14 protein-coding genes are annotated in these 22907 nt (G+C 70.1%); 8 read left to right on the top strand and 6 right to left on the bottom strand.

The annotated features are described in order from the left end of the window. Positions 1-137 precede the first annotated feature (137 nt). Genes IEZ00_RS27205 through IEZ00_RS27240 form a run of 8 tightly spaced genes read left to right on the top strand, consistent with a single transcriptional unit; the run spans position 138 to position 9511 of the window. Positions 138-2867, top strand: a complete 2730-nt coding sequence (locus IEZ00_RS27205; protein WP_189226183.1) for a ferritin-like domain-containing protein — start codon at positions 138-140, stop codon at positions 2865-2867. 4 nt (positions 2868-2871) lie between these two features. Further along, a complete protein-coding gene (locus IEZ00_RS27210; RefSeq protein WP_189226184.1) occupies positions 2872-3987 on the top strand; it encodes an ArsR/SmtB family transcription factor in 1116 nt (371 codons plus the stop codon). Continuing rightward, positions 3965-4396, top strand: coding sequence for a cobalamin B12-binding domain-containing protein (locus tag IEZ00_RS27215; RefSeq protein WP_189226185.1), 432 nt, complete (start codon positions 3965-3967; stop codon positions 4394-4396). Before IEZ00_RS27210 ends, IEZ00_RS27215 begins: the two co-directional genes overlap by 23 nt. Further along, entirely contained in the window at positions 4393-5601 is a 1209-nt protein-coding gene (locus tag IEZ00_RS27220) for a methylaspartate mutase (RefSeq protein ID WP_189226186.1), read from the top strand. Before IEZ00_RS27215 ends, IEZ00_RS27220 begins: the two co-directional genes overlap by 4 nt. A gap of 11 nt (positions 5602-5612) precedes the next feature. Then, a complete protein-coding gene (locus IEZ00_RS27225; RefSeq protein ID WP_229796140.1) occupies positions 5613-6587 on the top strand; it encodes an asparagine synthetase A in 975 nt (324 codons plus the stop codon). Beyond that, on the top strand, positions 6584-7807 hold the full coding sequence (locus tag IEZ00_RS27230; protein ID WP_189226187.1) for a glutamate synthase-related protein: 1224 nt from the start codon (positions 6584-6586) through the stop codon (positions 7805-7807). Before IEZ00_RS27225 ends, IEZ00_RS27230 begins: the two co-directional genes overlap by 4 nt. A gap of 4 nt (positions 7808-7811) precedes the next feature. Beyond that, complete coding sequence (locus tag IEZ00_RS27235; protein ID WP_189226240.1) at positions 7812-8735, top strand: ATP-binding cassette domain-containing protein; 924 nt, start codon at positions 7812-7814, stop codon at positions 8733-8735. A 5-nt stretch (positions 8736-8740) separates the two neighbouring features. Then, positions 8741-9511, top strand: a complete 771-nt coding sequence (locus IEZ00_RS27240; RefSeq protein ID WP_189226241.1) for an ABC transporter permease — start codon at positions 8741-8743, stop codon at positions 9509-9511. On the opposite strand, the gene IEZ00_RS27245 is transcribed toward IEZ00_RS27240, so the two are convergent. The 6 genes from IEZ00_RS27245 to IEZ00_RS27270 form a co-directional block, all read right to left on the bottom strand. Beyond that, complete coding sequence (locus tag IEZ00_RS27245) at positions 9476-11188, bottom strand: hypothetical protein (protein ID WP_189226188.1); 1713 nt, start codon at positions 11186-11188, stop codon at positions 9476-9478. The genes IEZ00_RS27240 and IEZ00_RS27245 overlap by 36 nt on opposite strands. 191 nt (positions 11189-11379) lie before the next feature. Beyond that, the gene (locus tag IEZ00_RS27250; protein WP_189226189.1) at positions 11380-12552 is read right to left on the bottom strand and encodes a nucleotide disphospho-sugar-binding domain-containing protein; all 1173 of its coding nucleotides are present in this window, start codon (positions 12550-12552) and stop codon (positions 11380-11382) included. A gap of 8 nt (positions 12553-12560) precedes the next feature. After that, positions 12561-13358, bottom strand: coding sequence for an alpha/beta fold hydrolase (locus IEZ00_RS27255; RefSeq protein WP_189226190.1), 798 nt, complete (start codon positions 13356-13358; stop codon positions 12561-12563). 3 nt (positions 13359-13361) lie between these two features. Further along, the gene (locus IEZ00_RS27260; RefSeq protein WP_189226191.1) at positions 13362-15695 is read right to left on the bottom strand and encodes a penicillin acylase family protein; all 2334 of its coding nucleotides are present in this window, start codon (positions 15693-15695) and stop codon (positions 13362-13364) included. A gap of 93 nt (positions 15696-15788) precedes the next feature. After that, positions 15789-16013, bottom strand: coding sequence for an MbtH family protein (locus IEZ00_RS27265; RefSeq protein WP_189226192.1), 225 nt, complete (start codon positions 16011-16013; stop codon positions 15789-15791). A 17-nt stretch (positions 16014-16030) separates the two neighbouring features. Then, positions 16031-22906, bottom strand: a complete 6876-nt coding sequence (locus IEZ00_RS27270; RefSeq protein WP_189226193.1) for a non-ribosomal peptide synthetase — start codon at positions 22904-22906, stop codon at positions 16031-16033. Position 22907: the final 1 nt, after the last annotated feature.

The raw sequence follows: 22907 nt of genomic DNA on the forward strand, positions 1-22907 counted from the left end.
TCCTTCGTGTTTAAGCACGAACTGAATCGTGCGTCTACTTCGGACTGTTGAACGGCTTCTTTAACACCTGGATCAACTCCGTCAGCCGGTGCCAAACTCGCGATCGACCACGTCAGGTTCCGCCTGGGGGAGCACTCGTGTCCTATCTGGGTTTTCCGCGGCTCAACTTCGCCGGCACGTTCCAGTCCGACATCTGCACGGTGAACAACATCCCGCCGTACTACGACAACAACATGTTCGAGCCGCGGTTCCAGTGGCGGATGAGCATGCCCGACTACAACGGCCTGTGGCATCCCAAGGGCAGCAACGCGATCAGACTGACCGACCTGCGGATCACCAGCGGCAGTCTGCCGGACGGGACGCTGCTGACCACCAGGGCGCAGGACCCCCTCGTCGGCTGCCGAGTCACCGACGACGACCTGCGCGCGCACGGCAAGTTCGTCGACCTCGACCCGCAGAACCAGATGGTGTCCGAGCTGTACGGCCTGCGGATGCGCATCCTCGACAGCGAGGGCAACGAGGTGCTGCGCGGCGACTTCGCCCCCTCCCCCGTGGATGACGTGTGGTTGCGAGCCCGGCTTCCGTCCGGCCGCGGCGACCCCTCGGGCAGCTACCAGTCCGTCCTCACCGGGCTGGTGTGGGGCGAGGTCCGATCACCCGCCCTGCAGGCGATCCGCGCAACGACCACCGACGACGTGCTGTCCGTCAAACTCGTCATGGACAGCGTCGAGGACGGCGTCGAGCACTGGCCGGACAACGTGACCTACGGCAGGCTCGTCGGTTCGATCGGCCCGCACCTGGCCGGTGAACCCTGCCAGTTCGTCGCCGGACGGCGCCTGCGCAAGACCGCCGGCAGCCCGCTCAACCCCGCCCCGTGCCGGGTGGACGAGGCCGCGTCGGCGGTGTTCGTCGATCTGGGCAACAGCACCCCGACGACTGCGCGCGGCGGACCGCTCGTCGACCTGGGCCCGCTCAATCTCGTGGCACGGGGTGGAGACCCGGTGGTGCTGGCGCCGCTGACCGGCACCGAACCGGCCGCGTACGAGCGCACCGCGGGCATCGCGGTCGCCAAGCTCACTCGAGAACAGCTCGAGATCGCGAAGAAGACCCCTCTCGCGATCCGCAAGGCGGGCACCGGCGAGACCCTGCTCGCCGAGAACGCCGACGCGACCTACCTGCGCTGCGAGCAGGTCGTCTTCCGCTTGCACCCCGGCAAGTCGCAGGCGACCGCCACCACCGTCGTGCACGCCACGAAGTTCGGCGGACCCGCCGCCGGGGTCGAGGTATTCCTGGGCACAGGCAAGGAGCCCGCAGCGTTCGGCTACCCGGAGAAGGTGACGACCGGGGCCGACGGCAGAGCGCTGATCTCGTTGAGCGGCGAGGACCCCGGCAACCCGCGCAAATGGGTCGACGGCGTGGCCGTCGAGTGCCCCTACGGCTTCACGGCCAACGGACAGGAGCCGGAGGGGCAGCTCGCGGTGCGCATCTTCGACCCGTGCCCGCGCCCGGCGAAGCCGACCTGGGTTCGCGACGTTCAACCGATCCTCCAGCAGTACTCGAACCTCTACCCCTCCATGAACGCCATCCTGGATCTCGGCAACTACAACCACGTCATCCGGCACCAGACCTACATCCGGCGGACCATGCTGGCACCACCGGAATCGCCGAACCACATGCCGGTCACGCGTGATCTCTCACCAGGAAGGCGTGACATGATCGTCGAGTGGCTGGACACCAAGCCGGCTCCACCGATCCTCGAGATCGAGACCGTCGAGGACCTCCGCGGCGCGCTGCAGCAGGCGCTGCTGGTGGAGCTGGCGACGATCCCACCGTACCTCGCGACGCTGTTTTCGATCAAACCCGGCCATAACGTGAAGATCGCCGAGCTGATCCGCGGTGTCGTGATCGAGGAGATGCAGCACCTGGCCCAGGTGTGCAACATCCTCAACGCGGTCGGCGGCAAGCCGCAGATCGGCAGGCCGGCGCTCGTGCCGACCTACCCCGGCAAGCTGCCTGGACCGGTCATGCCGGACGTCGTCGTGCGGTTGCGCCGCCTGTCGATCGAGCACGTCCGCAACTGCTTCATGGCGATCGAGCAGCCCGACCACCCGACCGTCGACGGCAAGGAGTTCAAGGGCGCGGTCATCAAGCCGGAGAACGTCCAGCTAGACAACGCGGGAAACGTGAAATCGGTGCCCGCGAGTGACATCCGCGCGCTTGAGGACTGGTTCAACAAGGCCGAGTACACGCCGATGACGATCGGCTGGTTCTACGACCGGATCGCACGCGGCATCTCGAAGCTGGACCGCGAGGGCCAGCTCTTCACCGGTGACCCGAACCTGCAGGTGAGCTGGCCGGACGCGCCGGGCGTGCTCTACCGCGTCACGGACAAGAGGTCCGCGCTGCTCGCGATCTACCAGATCGTCGAGCAGGGCGAGGGCAGCCCGCACGACCTCGACGGCGACGACCTCGCCGATCCGGACGAACTGGGCCACTACTACCGGTTCGCCGAGATCGTCGAGGGCCGTCAGCTCGTGCGCACCCCCAGCGGGGAGTGGAAGTACGAGGGGCCGGAGATCCCGTTCGACCCCGAGGGCGTCTACCAGGTGGTGGACGACGCCGACACGTTCCGGCTCCCGGCGGGCGGCCAGCCGCGCCGGGCGTCCGAGGCCTGCGACGAGTCGTACACGAACCTGCTCACCGCGCTCAACCGGTTGTTCAACGGCCACCCGGAGGAGTTCGACAACACGGTCGGCCTGATGTACCAGATCCAGTTGCAGGCCAAGGCCCTGTACGACACTCCGGCCCCGACCGAGGCGGACGCCGTGCTCGGTCCCGCCTTCCAATCCCCCGGCCTGCGCTTCTAGTGCCGTGACCGGCAGCGTTGCCCCGTGCTGGGCGGCGTCGGCCGTCGTTCACCGCACCGGCACCAGCCGGTCGCTCGTCGAAGGTCTTCCCGGTCTCGTGAGGGGCCGTCGGCATCCCTTCCGCTCACCGGATTCGTCTTCTGGGTCGCATCGTGCCCACTCCATGGGGGAGCAAGTGACACGCATTCATTTTTCGGTAGAGGACCTGGCGCGAACAAAGTTCTGCACCGTGGACACGCCCACCGCGGAAACCCTGCTCGCGATGAGGCTGCTCGGCAACGGTGGAGGAGGTCAGTCGTTCCGCAGGTGGCAGACGGCGGTGCGCAGCCGGCTCGGAGCGCCACCTTCCGCACAGCAGCGGTTGTTCCGCTCAGCCCAACTCTCCTCGGACTTCTTCACCTCCAGCGCAGCCGGTGGCCACTTCGGGCTGTCCCTGGTCAAGGCGGGTTACCAGCGCGAGGACATCGCCTACATCACCAACCACTTCTACCCGCTCGCGATCGTGCCGTACTGGAACGGGATTCGCGGCTACCTCGAGGCCGAGCGCTCCTACCGGGGCCGCGTCATCCTCAACGACGGTGTCGAGGGCATGCTGCGCAGCCTGCAACCCATGATCACCTGGAACGCACCGGTCCTGGAGACCGCGAGCCCCACCGGACCGGAGATCCACCTGAACAACCGGGGTTTGTTGATCGTGCCCTCGCTGTTCCTGTTCGACCAGGTCACCGTCATCAAGCCGCCGGCGTCGCGGCCCGACGCCCCCCCGGTGCTCGTCTACCCGGTGCCGGTCAACGGCACGACGGCGAACTCGTTGTGGCAGCTGGCTCCCTCAACCGACAAGGCGCTGGGAGCGCTGGTCGGCCGGACGCGGGCGAAGGTGCTGCGCACTCTGGTCGACAGCCACAACACCGGTGAGCTCGGCCTGCGGGTCGGCGTTTCGGCAGCGGCCGCGAGCCAGCACACCGCCGTGCTGCGCGAAGCCGGTCTGATCATCACGCGGCGCAAGCAGAACACCGTGCTGCACTCGCTGACTCCGCTGGGGCTCGCGCTGTTGAACAGCAGGGGCATCGAGCCGAACGCGACCGGGGAGACGCCTGATGCGCGCCGCTCGGTCTCCTGAGCAGCTCGACGTCGTGGTGACCAGCACGGCGTCGGACTCCCACACGTGGAACCTGGTGTACCTGCAGCTCACGATCGAAGAGGCCGGGCACCGGGTCCACAACCTCGGTGCTTGCGTGCCCGACGACGAGGTCGTCGACGAGTGCCTGAGGCGGCGGCCCGACCTGCTGGTCGTCAGCAGTGTCAACGGGCACGGGTTCACCGACGGCCTGCGGTTGATCACCGCGCTGCGCTCGTGCGACGACCTGCGCGGACTGCCGGTGGTCATCGGCGGCAAGCTCGGCATCTGCGGCACCGCCGGGGTGCACGGCGAGCTGCTCGAAGCGGGGTACGACGCCCTGTTCGAGGACGATCCGGAGCTGGCCAGGTTCCGCGGGTTCCTCGACTCACTGGTCCTGGTGCGCCGATGATCTCGTTCGGCGGCTTCGTCCGCGCGGCCAGAGCCCGAGGCCGGCTCGTCGTGCAACCGCGGATGGGGATGAGCGACCCGGCGACGATGCGCGCCGGACTGCTCGCGACCCGCGACGCGGCGGCGACCACGGTGGGCACGATCACCGTCGACAGCTACACCCGCGTCGGTGACAACACCGGCGCGGCGCTGGCCCTGGCCCGCGGCTCGGCGATGAACGGCTACCCGATCACAGCGCACAGCAGGCGAACAACCCGCCGGGTGCTGCACGGTCTGGGGTTCCCGGTCCAGGTGCGGCACGGCTCCGCGATGCCAGGCGACATCGTGTCCGCGCTGGTCGCAGCGGGGATGCACGCGACGGAGGGCGGGCCGGTGTCGTACTGCCTGCCGTACAGCCGGCTCCCGTTGCGCGACTCGGTGGAGAACTGGACTCGCGCGTCCGAACGGCTGGCCGCGGTGCCGGACCACCACATGGAGACGTTCGGCGGCTGCATGATGGGTCAGCTGTGCCCGCCGAGCGTGCTGGTCGCGATCACCGTGCTGGAGGCGTTGTTCTTCCGTCAGCGCGGGTTGCGCAGCATCTCGCTGAGCTACGCGCAGCAGACCAGCCCGGCGCAGGACGTCGAGGCCGTGGCCGCGCTGACGAGCCTGGCGGGCGAACTACTACCCGATGTGGACTGGCATGTGGTGATCTACGCGTACATGGGCGTCTTCCCCCGCACCCCGGCGGGCGCCCGGCGGCTGATGGCCGAAGCCGCACGGCTCGCGGTCACGACCGGCGCGGCGCGGCTGATCGTCAAGACCGAGGCCGAGGTGCACCGCATCCCGTCCGTGGCGGAGAACGTGGCGGCGCTGGAGCACGCGGGCGACGTCGCCGCGTTGTGCACGCCCGCTCCCGCCGACGGCCGTGACACCGAGACCTACGCGGAGGCGCGGGCGATGATCGACGCCGTCCTGGACCTCGACGCGGACGTCGGCATCGCGCTCGACAAGGGCTTCTCCGCGGGCTACCTGGATGTGCCGTTCTGCCTGCACCCGGACAACGCGGGCCGGGCCCGCAGCTACCTCGACCAGGACGGCCAGCTGCGCTGGTCCGCCACCGGTTCGTTACCCATCGGCGGACCCTCGGCGCACCGCCGGGACATGACCTCATCCGACCTGCTGGCCGCATTGTCCTACATGGAGCGACGGTGCGACACGAATTGAGGAGGATCGCGTTGGACAGCACACCGTCCAGTCCCAGGGAACATCTGAGCTCACCAGTCACCAGGGCGGTGCTGCGGGTGCAGAACGCGGTACTCGCCGCGACCAGGGAGTTCTTGTCGGCGCAGGGTTTCACCGAACTGCTGCCGCCCGTCATCGGCCCGGTCACCGATCCGGGTGCGCGCGGTGCCAAACAGGTCGACGTGGACTACTACGGCCACCGCTACAAGCTGATGACGAGCGCGATCCTGTACAAGCAGGCATCGCTGACCGCGTTCGACCGGATCTTCTGCATCGCGCCGAACGTGCGACTCGAGCCACCGGAGACCTCGACCACCGCCCGACACCTCGCCGAGTTCCACCAGATCGACGTGGAGATCGCCGGTGCGGGCGTGGGCGAGGCCATGGACCTGGCTGAGAACCTCCTGCCGCACGTGGTGAAGTCCGTGGTCACGATGCCGGAGCTGGTCCTCCTCCGCCGGGACGTCGACACGCTGAACGCGGTGCCGAACGGCGCGTTCGGGCGCCGGACGCACGCGTCGGTCGTCACCGAACTGCACTCGCTGGGGCACGAGCAGAATCCGGACGGCGAGATCGACTGGCAGGCCGAGGTGCTGCTGTCCTCGCGCGCCACGCAGCCGTTCTTCATCACCTCCTACCCCAAGGGTTCGCGCGGCTTCTACGACCGCGAGTCCGCCGAGAATCCCGGTGTGCTGCGCAACTTCGACCTGATCGCGCCGGAGGGCTTCGGTGAGCTGTGCAGCGGCAGCGAGCGCGAACACCGGTACGCCGAGATCGTCACCCGGATGCGGGAGACCGGGGAGAACCCGGTCAAGTACGGCTGGTACCTCGACATGGTCCGCGAAGGCATCCCGAGCAGCGCCGGGTTCGGGATCGGGCTGGAGCGGCTCACCCGCTACCTGTGCGGCTTGGAGAACGTCTGGCAGGCATCGGCCTACCCCAAACTGCCGGGGGTGGCGTCGCCGTGACGCTGCGAGCGCCGGGTTTCCCCGAGCAGGACGTGCGCGTGCGGGCCACCCACGGCCCGGCCGCGATCTTCCCCGAGTTGACGGAGTACGGGACCACGTTGTTCGGCGCGGTCGCGGAGTCCGGTGACCGGCTGGACTCCGCACGGCTGGTGCCGCCGTCCTTCATGCCGCGGCGGCTGGAGAAGCTCATCGAACTGGGCCGCGAACCGATGTACGACGCGGTGGACCTCACCACGTCCGTCGGCGGCTTCCAGTCCGCACTGCCGCTCTACGTCTCGGCGTTCGGCTCCACCAGGGTGGCGTCGGACGATCTCGGTGTGGCCGCGGCGAGGCAGGCGGGACGACTCGGGATCCCGCTGGTGATCGGTGAGAACGTCGTGCCCGTCAACGGCTACGGCCGGATCGATGGCGCCACCGAGAAGTCATTGCTGGCCCGGATTCGCGCCTATGGTGAGGAACTGGGCGAGCACAGCGGTGGCGTCGTCGTGCAGCAGTCCACGGAGGACGCCGACGCGGAGGTGTGGAACCTCGTCTACAGCGACCCGGCCACCCAGCCGCTGCTCGACACCGGGCGGCTGGGCCTGGAGCTGAAGACCGGCCAGGGTGCGAAGCCCGGCCTGGGCGGGATGTCGGTGCTGGACAGCACCTCGGCGGTGGCCGACCGGTTCCACGTCGACACGGTCTTCGGCACGGACGAGGTGCTGCGCTGCGCCAGCCCCGGCACGTTCACGCAGGAGATCCTGAGGCAGCAGATCCGCCTGATGCGCAACAACTACCCCCGCGCCAAGGTGTGGGTGAAGCTGCCACCTGCGAGGGACGTGGCCGACGCAGCGCGGACCGCGTGGGAGGCCGGTGCGGATGCGGTGGCGGTCGACGGCGCCGAGGGCGGGACGGGCTGGGCACCGACCGGGTTCCTCGCCCACGTCGGCCTGCCGCTCGCCGAATGCCTGCGCCGCCTCGGCGAATCCGCGGGCGACCTGCTCGTCTCCGGGCGGATGTGGGAGGGCACCCGAGTGGTGAAGTGCCTGGCGCTGGGCGCGCGGGCGGCCGGTCTCGGCCGGGCGGCACTGCTCGCGGCGGACACGGATCCCGTGCACGGGCTCGAGAACCTCGTGCGGTGCCTGGAACTGGAGCTGCGCCTGCTCGTCAGCGCGCTCGGGAAGTACTCGGCCGGCGCGGTGTCGGCGGAGGACCTGTGGTGGGGGGATCGTGCCAACTGACCTGATGATCCACGCCGAGGACGTCGTGAAGTCCTTCGGCACGCACACCGCGCTGGACGGGGTGACGCTGCGGGTGCCGCGAGGCACCGTTCTCGGCCTGCTGGGCCACAACGGCGCAGGCAAGACCACGCTGATCAACGTGCTCACGACCGTGCTGCCGCCCGATGGCGGCACGGCCTCGGTGGCGGGCTTCGACGTGGTCGCCGAGGGCGCCCAGGTTCGTTCGAGCATCGGTCTGACCGGCCAGTACACGTTGGTCGACGAGGACCTGACCGGCAGGCAGAACCTGGTGATGATCGCCCGGCTGCTCGGCCTCTCGTCCCGCGACGCCCGCAGGCACGCCGCCGAGCTGCTCGAGTCGTTCGGCCTCGTGGACGCGGCCGACCGCAAGGCAGGCAAGTTCTCCGGTGGCATGAAACGACGGCTGGACCTCGCGGTGAGCCTGGTCGGTCGGCCGCACGTGGTGTTCCTGGACGAGCCGACCACCGGTCTCGACCCGACGAGCCGGATCGCACTGTGGGAGACCGTCGAACGGCTCACCCGCGAGGAGGGCACGACGGTGCTGCTGACCACGCAGTACATGGAGGAGGCCGACCGGCTGGCCGATGCGATCACGGTGCTCTCGCATGGCCGCGTCGTCGCGTCCGGCACGGCAGGTGAGCTGAAGGCCGGACTCGGCCGGCGCACGGTCACCATCACGCCGTCCGATCCGGCACTCGCCTCCGAGGTGTTGTCCCGCAACGGGTTCGAGGTGGGCCGCGAGCTGGACGCCGTGCACGTGCCGGTGTCCGCGACCCGCGAGGTGGCCGTCGTCGTGCGGCTGCTCACGGACGCGGACGTCGACCTGGCCGCGCTGACCGTCACCGAGCCGAGCCTGGACGACGTCTACCTCGCCCTCGCCGCGCAACCACGAGGAGTGCTCCAGTGACGACGATGCCGGCGAGCCCGTTCGTCCAGGTCGGCGTGCTGACCGGTCGTTCCCTGCTGGGGCTGCGCGATCCGCGGATGATCGTGATGAACCTGCTCCAGCCGATGATCATGCTGACGCTGTTCAGCCAGGTCTTCAGGACCATGGCCGACGCGCCCGGATTCCCGCCCGGCGTCGAGTACCTCGACTACCTGATGCCCGCGATCCTGGTGACCACCGGCGCGCAGGCCGCTGTGTGGGCGGGCGGCGGCTTGGCCAACGACCTCAAGAACGGTGTGCTGGCCCGGTTCCGGACGCTGCCGGTGACCATGGTCGCGGTCGTGGCCGCGCGCAGCCTCTTCGACCTGACGCGCAGCGCGTTGCAACTGCTGACGCTGCTGGTGGCCGCGATGCTGCTGTTCGGCTTCCACCCGCCGGGCGGGGTGCTGGGCAGCCTCGGCGCGCTGGTGCTCGCGCTGGTCGTCGGCACCGGGCTCGGCGCGGTGTTCATGGCGCTCGCGGCGTGGGTGAAGAACGGCGAACTGCTGCAGACCATCGGCATGGCCACGATGTTCCCGCTCATGTTCGCCTCCAGCGCGTTCGTGCCGGTGGGCAACCTGCCTGGCTGGTTGCGCGCGGTCGCCGTGGTGAACCCGCTGACCTACGCGGTCGACGCGGCCCGCGGGTTCGCGCTCGGCGCAGCCGCGTGGCCCGCACTCGCCGCGGCGCTCGGGGTCAGCTCGGTGTTGCTGGTGGCCGGGTTAGGCCTTGCTGCTCGTGGCGTCCGCCGTCCGTGACCTCGAGACGACACGAGGAAGGAGGTCGGGCACATGACCACGGCGGCTCAGCACCACCGCACCCGACGGTGGCAGCGTCACTCGGATCCCGGCCTCCTCGGCCACAGCAGGCAATGGTGTGCCGTTCGGGTCGGTGACCCGGACGTCCTCGATGTCGTGCCCGACGAGCAGCGACTGGCCCTTTGCCCCCCGGATCCTGACCCAGTCCGTGCGGCCGCGGCTGCGCGAGGCGTCGATCAGGCACGCGCCGGGCACCCGCAGCGACTCCACCGAGACCTCGTCCCAGCCGTCCGGGATGGACGGGAAGACGTCGACGGCACCGGATCGGCCGTGCACCACGAGGTCCAGCACGGCCTGGCTGACGCCGAACGGCACCGACCAGGCGTTGAGGTCGAGCACGTGGCGCAGGTGCCCGGCGGCGGCGTTCGGCTCCCGCACACGGGCGGCGAGCGACGCGGCGGCGACGTGGGAGTCCACCGTCCAGTCCTCGCGCATGCTCGCCCAGTGTCGGTAGCTGCGCTGGGCCACGTCGCGCGAGATGCCGCTGTCGTGCAACGGGAACAGACCGACGAGGTGAGCGGCCGTGCGATGCGAGCGGGTGAGCGGCCGACCGGCGCCGAGCATCAGCCCTGACGGCCCGATGTGGTACGGCACCAGGTCGCGCACGAGGTCGTGCTCGCCGAGGAGGCCGGCCGCCCAGCGCAGTAGCGCCAGGTCGTAGGTGCAGTCCGCGACGTCGCCATGACCGGGCGAGTGCGTGACGGGCAGGTGCAGGAAGCCGTCGCTGCCCCGTACCAGGAACGCCCGGTAGAAGTCGACCGCCCTGCGCAGCAGGGGAATGGCGGCGTCCGGTGAGTCGCCGCGATGTTCGTGCAACGACCACAGGGCGGGCAGGTTCCACGCCATCACGGAGTTCTCGGCGGCACCACCCTTCGAGCCCGTGCCGGGAATCGCGGCGGGCGACAACGGCGGCGCGGTGTCGACGTTCGCGAGCAACGCCACCTGGTTCGCCCCCGCGAGCATGGACGGCACCGACGACAGCGCGGTGCCGGGCGCCACGGTCGCGGCCGCGTGATATTGCTGAATCACGTGGAACCGCTGCACAGAGGTGTCCGGCAACGAGACGAAGCTGTTGGTGTACAGCCGGTTCCACCACGCGCGGTGCGTGGTGAGCAAGTGCTGCGGATCGCCGGTGCCGCCGACGAGGAACACCTCGTGCCGTCCCACCACCTTGCCCGCCCACCGAGCGGCGACCTCACCCCCGCTCGGCGTCACGGTCACCATCAGCACCCCGGTCTGCCGGTGCACCAGCGCGGACAGCTCGACCGCGCCGCGGGTGGTGGTGACGGTGCCGGTCAGCTCGGCGTTCCACAAGTCGAGCTGCCAGCGTGCGCCGGTCGGCGTGCCTGCCAGGTCGAGCCGGACCAGGTCGGTGAACGCGATGCCGCGCTGGTCCCCGAACACCTGGGTGGTCACCGACCCGTTGCCCAGCAACGGCCCCGCCCACTGCTCCAGCGGCAGCTCGTGCCACACCATCGCGGCGTCGCGCACGATCGCCTCGTGCGGCCCGATCGGCGGCCCGGCCGACGCGGTCGAGGTCAACCAGCTCCCTCCCACCGCGGTAGCGCCGAGCAGCGCAGCGCCGCGCAGGAACGTTCTGCGGCCGAAGGTCTTCATGTCGCCAACTCCTCGCAAGATCCCCGCACCCCAACCACTCTCACGGCAGCGACCAGTCCACGCAGCGCGACGCCAGTCCTCCGTCGTGCCACAGCCGCGCATCCCCTAGCCGTGGCCGTCCGGCGTCCCTGTCACTCCGAGGCGGAACGCGGCCACCACGGCGGCGCTCAGGCCCCAGCGAACCCGGGACCTCACGCCGCTCTTCCCCCGACGATCAACTTCTCCAGTTGGTCTGCCGCGGCCGCCGGTCCGTTGGACTGCCGCAGCCGCTGCGCGTTCTCCGCCAGCGCGGTCCTGATCGCCGGGTCGTTCACCACGTGGTCCAGGGCATTGCGGAACTCCTCCGGCCCGGCCTGGTGATCGACCACGACGCCGGTGCCCAGAGCCACGAGCTTGCGCGCGATCTCCTTCTGATCCGATGCCCTGGGCACGATCACCATGGGCAGCCCCAGCAACAGACCCTCCATCGCGGAGTTCATGCCCGCGTGGGTCAGGAACGCCTCGCAGTGTTCCAGCACCGCCGACTGCGGCACGTACCTGCGCGCCACCACGTTCGCGGGCAGGTGGCCGATCTCCTCCGGGTCGGTGTGCGAGGTGGCCATCACCACGAACCAGTCGTCGCCGGCGAACGCTTCGGCCACCTTCCGGAAGAACCACGCGCCGCGGGTGAAGAACGTGCCGGTCGACACGTAGAGGGTGCGCTCGTTCTCGATCCGGTCCCAGGGGAGATCCGAGTCGCCCCTGTCGGGCTCAGGACGAAGGGGGCCCACGAAGTGGAAGCGCTCGTCGAACGTCTCGCGGTGAGGCTGCAACTCCTCGATGACGTTCACCAGTGCCAGCGCGGCGTTGCGGTGCACTCGGCGGCGAAGCCCCGGCTGGATCTTGGCGAAGCCCGACCACTTGACGAACGCCGCCATCTTGGGACCCGCGAGGCGGCGCACGTCATCGAGCAGCACCTGTTCGTTGACCGCGTAGGTGACGTGGAACGCCGCGCAGGGCACGCCCGCCGCCTCGGCCGCGTGCACTCCCCAGAGCGACATGATGTCCGTGACCACGACGTCCGGGCGCAGCTCTGCGATGCGGGCCTTGAGGAACGAGCTGAGTCGGACGCGTTCGCGGTACACGTCGCGCATCCAGCGCAGCCGGCCGAACTTGCGTTTGACGGACCTCTCCTCGGCCACCGCGGAGCGCGGCATGATGTCGAGCTCGACGATCTCACAGCCGAGGTCGCGGAAGACGTCCGCGAAGGCGGCGCTGATCGCGACGGTGACGTGGCCGCCCCTGCCGACCAGCTCCGCGGCCAGGGCGGTCATCGGGACCACGTGGCCGTGCAGTGGGAAGGGTGCGAGCAGGTATCGGGACATGCCGGCTCCTATGCGTGGAAGAACTTGACGATGCTGTCGTTGACGGCTTCCGGCCTCTCCAGGTAGCCGTAGTGGCCTGCGCCGGCGACGACCTCGAACGTCGCCCCTGGGATGATCCCGGCCAGCTCCTCTCCGTGGGCGGGAGGTGTCAGGACGTCGTCCGAGAACGCGATCACGTGGCAAGGCACCCGGATTCCGCCGTAGGCCGGGGTGCGGTCCGGCATCGGTTCGAGGGCGAGCTGGGCCCGCACGCCGGGTCCGTCCGGTAGCACGAGCTCGAACAGGTCGAGCCAGTCGCGGATCTCACCATGGTCGTCCAATGTAGACCTGGACAGTGAGGTCAGCGCGGTGATCACGGCACGGTACGCGGCGGGGACCCGCACGCCGGAGTCGTACAGCTCGATCTCGGCGCGGGCGAGGGCGGTGCGGAACGCGTCGCTGCGCGCCCGGCTCGCCATCAGCACCACCTGGCGCACGAGGTCGGGCCGGGCCAGCGCGAGCTCCTGCGCCACGTAGGCGCCGAGCGACGTGCCGACGACCCGCACGCCGCTGAGCCCGAGGTGGTCGATCAGCCCGACGACGTCACCGACCATGTCGTGCACGGTGAAGGAGTCCGGGCACGATGACGGCTCGATGCCGCGGTTGTCGACGGTGATCACGCGGTAACCCGCGGAGAGCAGGGCCGGCACCTGGTGCGCGTGCCACACCCGGCCGGGGCTGCCCGATCCCATGAGCAGCAGGACCGGATCACCGCCGCCGGTGTCGCTGTAGTGCAGGTGGATCCCGTTGACCGGCGCGAACGGCATGCCTCACCTCAGGTTTCCGACGAGCCGGACGATTCGCAGCGCCGGCGAGGAGTGGATGTCTTTCTCGGTGAACCGTTCCCGCACCCAGTCACCCCTGGAGAACAACGCCGTCTGGTCGGCGTGGTGCGGTGATGACGGATCGGTGGACTGCGAGTAGGTCATCAGCGAGTGAGCCTCGGGGGGCCTGCCGGCCCGGAACTCCACGACCTGCACGAAGCTCGATCCGTAGACCACGTCGGTGTAGCCGCCGTCGCCCCAGACCGGCGTGATCACGTTGAGCACGCCGAGCTCGTGCTGGCTCCCGTGGATCGGGATCCGCTGCCCGGCACGGGTCACGTACTGGCTCGCGCCCAGCGGCGCGTCGTGGGCGACCCCTGCGGCGGTCAGCTCCTGTGCCGCGTCACCGAACGCCTGCTGGATTTCGGCCAGGTCGACGGCGAGTGTGTTCGGGGTGCTGAGCGGCTCGGCCGGGTCGAACGGGACCTTCCACAGCCCCGGAGAGGACCGCACCCTCAGCCAGAAGCGGCTGAAGAAAGCCGCTCCACTGCTGTCGAGCCGGAAGGTGCCGTCCCATCGCGCGAGCGCGGCACAGGCGGCCGTGACGTCGACCGGGCCTGCGCCCGACGGTGCCTTGCCACCAGGAAACGCCTCGCACATCCGCACGGTGTCTGCCAGCACCACCTCGGCGGCCCGACTGCGGTCGGCGAACAACAGCGAGCGCATGGTCTCGTTGGTGAACCCCCTGCCCGGCAGGCTGTCCGTTCCACCGACCCGCCGGCGAACCTCGAGCTGCAACTCCTGCGCGCGCATCGACAGCTCGGTCGCCGTCGTGCCGAGCACCCGCGGGTAGCCCGTCAGCGGCGCGTCCGGATTGGCGATCCACGGGGTGTTGTTCGCGTTCGCCACGGTGTCCCTGCGGATCAGCACCGGCAGGCGGCCAGGTCCGAGCAGGCCGGGTTCCCTGGCATCCGGGTCGGAGCCCCAGGCGCACTCGCCGCGTGATCCATCCAGGATGGACGTGCCACTCTGCGGGAAGACCACGGCGCCGAGCGGGGTGCTGCACTTCTTCGCATGCTCGTCGGTGACATGCGGCGCGACCTGGATGTCCGCGTACAGGGAGTTTCCCCGACGGTCGACGGCGAGCGTGTTGACCCACGGCAGGCCCAGCGTCTTCGACAGCGTCTCGCGGAGGTCACCGACGCTGCCCGCGCGGTTGAGGCCGGCCCAGGTGTCGAGCAGCCGGAAGTTCGTCGCGTTGGCGTCCCGCAGCACGTAGACGGTTGCGCCCCACGGCAACGGCACTCCCGACACCCCGGCGAGCACCGGCCCGTACTCGGTGGCCCACAGCGTCCTGGTGACCGCGCCGATCGAACCGTCCGGCCGCCGCACCTCGACCACGACCTCCTGCGAGGTCATCTCCTTCCGCACGCCGTCCACGAGGTATTCGGTGGGCGCGCCCGGCACCGTGGGGACCTCGAAGAGCCCGGCGGTCACCGCGGTCGACACCGTGTGGCTCCACGCGACATCCTCGTTGTGGCCGATCGCGAGGACCGGGATGCCGAGCAGCGACGCGCCGGAGACGTTGAGGCGTCCGGGAATGGTGAGGTGGGCCTGCCAGAACCGGCGCACGCCCTGCCACGGGTAGTGCGGGTTGGCGAGCAGCACGCTGCCGCCGTTCGCCGCGTCCTCCGAGCCGGCTGCGATGGCGTTGCTGCCCAGGCTGAAGTCGGGCTGGAGGCGCTGGACCAGTGCGGCCGCCTCGACCGGCGCCTGGCCGGTCACCGCGGCGGGTGGCTGGGCGCTCACCAGTCCGTCGATCATCGCCCCGCTGCCGGAGACGAGGGTGATCGCGTAGACGTGCCGGTAGACGTCCCGTTCCGCGATGGGCCGGGCCGTGCCGTTACAGGTTTGCCCGCTCTGGGCCAGGTAGCGGTTGTAGCCGCGGACGTAGCCGTGGACGAGATCCCGCACCGGTGGGGAGACGGAGCGGGCGTAGCCGTCGATCACGCCGCTGCCGTTGATCCGCTGGAAGTACAGGTCGCTGTTGAGGTTGGTGCTCACCGAGCCCACCCCGGAGTTCACCGGACCGTCCGGTCCGAGGTGGAGTGACCGCTTCCCCTCGACCGTCAGGTAGGTGTCTGCGAGCACGCAGAGGTTGTCCTGCGCGCTTGCGTAGCCGTAGCCGTAGCCGAGGCCGAGGTGGTCGCTCGCGGTGATGTGCGGGATGCCGTGTTCGGTGTAACGGATCGTGGTACCGATCGGACGGCCGTGCACAGGTGTTGCGAGCCCGGCGACCAGCGTGACCACCACGGCGCACACCTTCAGAACGCGCCTCATTCCCCTGCCTCTCCCCTGTGTGATCCGACTGCCGGGCAGGCCGCCTCCACGACGCGCGGTCAGCGGAGGCGGCCTTCGCGTGCTGCGCCCAGGTCAGTTGCGGCCTGCTTCGGCCATCGCACGGACGAGACTGGCGGGACGCATGTCGGTCCAGTTCTCCTCGATGTGGTCGAGGGCTTGCTGGCGGGACACGGACTCGAGTTCGATGGTCCACCCGGCGGGCACGTCCACGAACGACGGCCAGAGGGAGTACTGGCCCTCCTCGTTGATCAGCGCGTGGTAGATGCCGTCGTTGTCCTCGAACGGATTGGTGGACATGGAGTTTCTCCTTCAGTTCAGTGGTTGCCGAGCTCGCGCCCGATGGCGGCGACCGCGGCCGGGTCGGACAGCATGTCGCCGTGGGTCGCGTCGACGTCGTGGTTGCGGACGTGACCCGCCACGTGCGGCTGCCAGGCCTCGGCGGTCGCGAGGCGTGCCACCTCCTCCGGCACGACGACACCCGGCGTGGGCCGCGTGGCGGTGAAGAACACGAGGTCTCCGCCAAAGGTCTCCGGGTTGAACGTTCGCATCAGCCGATGGTTGTTCGCGAACACCTTCATCGACGACTTAATGCGCTCCTCGCCGAGTGTCGCAAGCCGGTGGTTGTGGTCGGTCAGATACCGCACGTACCGCGTCACGACGGCATCGGCGTCGACCAGCAGCTCCGCCGGGTCCAGCTCGAAGTCCGCGACGAACGCGCTCGCGAACAGCTCGTGCTCCGGCACGTCCTCGTCGCTGTGGCCCGCGACGGGCGGATACGCGTCGACGACCACCAGCCGCGACACCTCGTGGCCGAGCCGCTCCAGCCGGGTCGCCATGGCGTGCACGACCAGGCCGCCGAACGACCAGCCCAGCAGCTGGTAGGGCCCTTCCGGTTGCACGGCGAGCACTTGCCGCACGTAGTCGTCGGCCATCTCCCCGATCGACGACGGCAACGTGCCGCGGCCGTCCAGGCCACGCGCCTGCAGGCCGTGCATCGGCTGGTCGGCGAAGGTCATCAGACCCGCGTAGCACCAGCTCGTGCCCGATCCGGGGTGGACGCAGAACAGCGGTGGGCCGTCCCCGGTGCGCCGCAGCGGCAACGGGGACTCGAACGGATCTCGTTCGACGTCCGAACCCAGTTCCGCGGCCAGCGCGGCCACGGTTGGCGCCTCGAACACGCTGCGCACCGAAAGATCCGCGCCGAAGACGTCCCTGATACGGCGCACCAGTCTCGTCGCGAGGAAGGAGTGCCCGCCCAGCCGGAAGAAGTCGTCGTCGATCCCGACCTCCGGCAGGCCGAGCAACTCGGTGAACAGGCCGCACAAGACCTCTTCCTCCGGCGTGCGGGGACCGCGGGTGGTCTCGGTCTCCGCGTCCGGGAGCAGGTCGCGGTTCAGCTTCCCGTTGGGTGTCAACGGGAACGACTCCACTGCGACGAACGCGGCAGGCACCATGTAGTCGGGCAGGCTCTCCCCCACGTGCTTGGCCAGCGCCCGGCCGTCGACCCGATCGCCCTTCGGCACGACGTACGCGACGAGCCGCTTCTCCCGCGCCAGCACCGCGACCTGGGCCACGTCCGGATGCCGCGCGATCGTCGCCTCGATCTCGCCGGGCTCGATCCGGAACCCGCGGATCTTGACCTGGTGATCGGCCCGACCGGCGAACCTGAGCTCACCGTCCGGCGTCCAGCTCACCAGGTCGCCGGTGCGGTACATGCGGCCTTCGCCGAACGGACAAGCCACGAACCGTTCCGCGGTCATGCCCGGCCTGCGCAGGTAACCGCGGGCCAGCCCGGCACCCGCGATGTACAGCTCGCCGATCGCACCGGGTGGCACCGGGTTCAGCCCTGGATCAAGCACGTACAGCCGGGCGTTCGCGATGGGTCCGCCGATGGGCGGCGGCACCGGCCACGAGGCTGGGCTCTCCGGCAGGATCCTGGCCGTCATCACGTGCGTCTCGGTCGGGCCGTACTGGTTGTGCAGGCGGCGCGGGACCTTCGCGAAGAACTCCCGCATCGCCGCGCTCGGCACCAGCGCCTCACCGGACTGCACGACGTCCACGAGCGCGGGCAGCACCAGACCGCGTTCGTTCGCCGCGTCGCAGACCGCGTCCACGACGAGGTTCGGCGCGTACAACTCCTGCACCCCGTGCCGGTCCAGCCAGCGCACCAGCTGCTCGGAGTCGCGCCGGGTCTCCTCCGGGCACTCCGCGAGCGTCTTGCCGAACAACAGCGCCGAGCAGATCTCCTGGATCGAACCGTCGAAGCTGATCGGCGCGAACTGCGCGGTGACCTTGCGGCCGTGCCGGGGAATCACCTCGTCCTGCCAGATCACCAGGTTCAGCGGCCCGCGCGAGGTCTGCACGACCGCCTTGGGCCTGCCGGTCGATCCCGAGGTGTAGATGACGTAGAACGGGTGCTCCGGCCTCAGCGGCACCGTGCGTTCGGCGTCCGTGACGTCCTCGCTGGGCTGATCGAGTCGCAGGCCATCCAGCAGTTCGGCGTCGAGCACGATCGCGGGCTTGGCGTCGGAGAGCATGTACCGCACGCGATCGGCCGGGTAGTTCACGTCGATCGGCACGTACGCCGCACCCGACTTGAACACCGCCAGTGCGGTGACGATCAGCTCCGGCGACCGCGGCAACGCCACGGCGACGTAGTCCTCCGGCCCCAGCCCCTGCGCGATGAGGTGACGCGCCAGCCGGTTCGCTCGCGCGTTCACCTCGCCGTAGGTCAGGCTGGTGTCACCGAAGATCACCGCCAGCCGGTCGGGATCCCGCTTCACCTGGGCCTCGAACAGCTCCGGCACCGAACGCCACGGCAGGTCGCGCCGGGTGTCGTTCCACTCGGTCAGCACCCGGTGACGTTCCCTGGTACCCAGCAGGTCGATGCCGCTGACCTTCACGTTCGGGTTGCTCACCACCGCGTCCAGCAACCGCACCAGCCGTTCCGCGAGTTGCCGCACGGTGCTCTCGTCGAACAGGTCGCGGCTGTACTCGACGGCCGCGAGCATGCCGGCGGGCTTGCCCTCCCGACGTCGCTCGACGAACGAGAACACGAGGTCGAACTTCGCCGAGGTGAGGTCGGTCTGCTCGCGGGTCACCGTGAGCCCTGGGAGTTTGCCGTGTGCCTGGGTCGCCGCGGAATCGTCGTTGTTGTTGACCGTGAGCTGCACCTGGTACAGCGGGTGGCGCGACAGCGAGCGCGCGGGGTTCAGCGTGTCGACGAGCCGCTCGAACGGCACGTCCTGGTTGGCGTAGGCGCCGAGCGCCGCACCGCGGGCCCGTGCCACCAGATCGCGGAACCTCGGGTCGCCCGAGACGTCCGTGCGCAGCACCAGGGAGTTCACGAAGAAGCCGATGAGATCGGTCAGCGCCTCGTCGGTGCGGCCCGCGATCGGCGTGCCGATCGGGATGTCCGTGCCGGCGCCCAACCGGTGCAGCAGGGCCGCCAGACCGGCCTGCAACACCATGAACGGCGTCGCCTTCGTCGCACGGGCGAGGTTCAGCAACGCGGTGTGCAGCTGCGCGGGAACTTCGAACTCGACCAGACCGCCGCGGTTGGTCGACACCGCGGGCCGCGGCCGGTCCGCGGGCAGCCGCAGTTCCTCCGGCAGGCCCGCGAGCGCCGTGCGCCAGTGCTCCAGCTGCCGGTCCAGCTCGGTGCCGAGCAGATCCCGTTGCCACAGCGTGTAGTCCGCGTACTGCACCGGCAACGGCGCCCAGTCCGGGGGTTCACCGCCGACGCGGGCGGCGTAGGCGATCGTGAGGTCCCGCACCAGCAACGGCATCGACCAGCCGTCACCGACGACGTGGTGCATCAGCAGCACCAGCACGAAGTCCCGTTCGCCGAGCCGCAACAGGTAGGTGCGCAACGGGTTCTGCCCAACGAGGTCGAACCGGTGAGCACCGATCTCCGCGAGGCGTTGCGGCAGTTCCGCCTCGGTCAGGTCGGCGACGGTGAGGTTCGGCTCCGCCTCCGGCAGCACGACCTGGTGCGGTCCCTCGGCGTCTTCTCCGAACACGGTGCGCAACGGTTCGTGCCGGTTGGCCACATCGACCAGCGCGGCGCGCAACGCGTCCTCGTCGAGCGTGCCGGACAACCGCATCGGCACGATGATGTTGTAGGTCGGGTTCGGGCCCTCCACCTGGTTGAGGAACCACAGCCGTTGCTGGGCATAGGACAGGGGGATCCGGTCCGGCCGCTCGCGGCGCGTGAGCGCGGGACGTCCCGGCCCGGCGTGGTCGAGCAGTTCGGACAACGCGGCGACGGTCGGCCGTTCGAAGAGCTGGCGGATGGACAGCTCGGCGTCGAGCGTCGACCGCACCCGGCTGACGAGCCTCGTCGCCAGCAGCGAGTGGCCCCCCAGGTCGAAGAAGCTCTCGTCGATACCGACCGGGCCGACCCCCAGCACGTCCGCGAACATCCCGCACAGCGCCTCTTCCCTGGGGCTGCGCGGAGTCCGTGACGCGGTGGCTGCCCGCACCGGTGCCGGTAGCGCCTTGCGGTCCACCTTGCCGTTCGGGGTCAGCGGCATCTCGGCCAGTCGCATGAACGCGTCCGGCACGAGGTGCGGTGGCAGCGTTTCGGCGAGCCTGGCCCGCACCTCGGCCGGCTCGTCCGCTGCCACGTAGTACGCGACCAGCCGCTTGTCGCCGGGGACGTCCTCGCGCACCAGCACGACGGGCTGCGGCACGATCCGGCCGAGCGCTGTCTCGACCTCCCCCGGCTCCACCCGGAACCCGCGAATCTTGACCTGGTCGTCAGCCCTTCCTGCGAAGTACAGCCGCCCGGCGCAGTCCCACCGAGCCAGGTCGCCGGTGCGGTACATGCGGCCGTGCGCCGTGGCCACGAACCGTTGCGCGGTCAGACCGGGACGACCGAGGTAGCCCCTGGCCAGTCCCGGCCCGGACACGTACAGCTCACCGATCACACCGGGCGCCACCGGCTTCAGGTTCGCGTCCAGCAGGTGCAGCGTCGTGCCGGTGACCGGCGGGCCGAGCGGTGGCGGGACGTCCTGCCCGGACAGCGGCGAGCTGAGGGTGGCCGCGACCGTGGTCTCGGTCGGGCCGTACCCGTTCTCCAGCACGTGGTCGCGTGACCACGTCTCCACCACACCGGGGGGCGGCGCCTCACCGGCGACGAGGATCGTCGTGCCGTGCGGCAGTTCCGGCAGCACGGCCAGCGCGGTCGGCGGCAGGACGAGGTGCGTGACCCGGTGCTCGCGCACGAACTCGGACAGGGGCTCGCCCGGTGCGATCTGCTCAGCCGTGCCCACGACCAGGCATCCGCCGTTCAGCAGCGCGGCGGTCATCTCGAAGAACGCGGCGTCGAAGCTGGGCGAGGCGAACTGCAGCACCCGGCTGTCCTGCCCCGTCCTCATCCGGGCGTGCTGGGCGTGGGCCAGTGCCGCGATGCCCCGATGCGTCACCGCGACGCCCTTGGGCTGCCCGGTCGACCCGGACGTGTAGATGACGTAAGCGAGTCCGTCGCTCCTTTGCGGAACGGCGACGGGCGTCGCAGGCAGGGAGGCCGCCTCGTCGAGATCGGCCTCGGTGAGCACGCACTGCGGCTGGGCGTCGTTCAGCATGTAGTCGATGCGGCTCTGCGGGTAGTCGCCGTCGACCGGCACGTACGCCGCACCGGCCTTCATCACGCCCAGCGACGCGACAACGCGACCGGTCGACCTCGGCATCATGACCGCGACCAGGTCGTCCGCGCTCACCCCGCGGCTGAGCAGCAGGTGCGCCACCTGGTTCGCCTGTGCGTCCAGTTCGGCGTACGACGTGACGGCGCCGGCGAAGTCCACCGCGGGCGCGTGCGGCGTGCGCTGCACGACGTCGGCGAACAGCTGGTCGAACGTGCCGGCGGTGACGTCCGCCTGCGGTCCGCGTGCCCACTCGGCCAAGCGCGCGAGCGTCTGAGAGCTCAGCAGCTGCACGTCCGCAAGCCGCTGGTCCGGGTCCGCAGCGAACGCGAGCAGCGCCCGTTCGATCTGGTCGAGCACGTCCTCCGCGGCCTCGGCGGTGAACACATCCGGCCGGTAGTCCAGGCGCAGCGCCATCTTCCGGCCCGGCGCGCCCACGAACGCGAGAGGGTAGTGCGTGGCGTCGCGGCCCCGCACGTCCGTCACCCTCAGCTCGCCCCGCGGCGCGGACCCGCCGCCGGTGCCGGTCGGGTAGTTCTCGAAGACGAACCCGGTATCGAACAACGTGCCGTGCCCGGCGAGCCGCTGGACGTCGGCGAGGCTCACGTGCTGATGCGCCAGCAACGCGAGCTGGCCCGCCTGCAACCGGTTCAGGTACTCGGCGACTGTGTCCCTGCCGCGGGTGCGGGCCCGCATCGGCATGGTGTTGATGAACAACCCGACCATGCGTTCCACACCGGGGATCTCGGCAGGACGCCCCGACGTCGTGATGCCGGTGACCACGTCGTCGCGGCCGGTCAGGCGGGACAGCACCACCGCCCACGCGCCGAGCACGACCGTGTTGAGCGTCAGCCCCTGGGCCCGCGCCCACCGCGTCAACGCCGTCGTGGTGTCCTCGGTCAGTTCCCGGTGCAGCTGCACCGGTGCGGCGGTGCCGGGTTCCGGTGCGACGATCGTCGGCTCGACCCCGTCCAGCGCGGCGCTCCAGACGGCGTCGGAGTCCTCCTTGCGCTGCCTGCCCAGCCATTCCAGGTAGCCGCGGAACGCCGGGACCGGCGGCAGGTCACCCCTGCCGGAGTACAGCGCGACCAGGTCGCGCAGCACGATCGGCATGGACCAGCCGTCCACCAGCATGTGGTGGAAGGTCAGCACCAGGTGGTGCGTCCGCTCGTCGAACCGCAGCAGCGCGCTGCGGAAGAGCGGCGGCTTCGCGAGGTCGAACCGCTCCGCCAGCTCCTCGGCGGCGATCTCCTTCGCCTTGGCCTCGTCCGGCACGTCCACCACCCGCCAAGGCACGGTGACCGCGTTGGGGATCACCTGCACCGGCCGGCTGAGCCCCTCGTGCCGGAACCCGGCGCGCAGGCTGTCGTGCCTCGCGAGCAGGGCGTTCAGCGCCGCCTCCATCGCCGTCTCGTCCAGCCCGCCCGCGAGTTCCACGACGAGCTGCACGGCGTAGACGTCCGGCCCGGCTCCGTCGTAGACGTGGTGGAAGAGCATGCCTTCCTGCAGCGGGGACAGCGGCAGGATGTCCTGCAGCCCACTCATG

Origin of the sequence: Saccharothrix coeruleofusca, from assembly GCF_014648515.1 — a bacterium.
GTDB classification, from domain to species: Bacteria; Actinomycetota; Actinomycetes; order Mycobacteriales; family Pseudonocardiaceae; genus Actinosynnema; species Actinosynnema coeruleofuscum.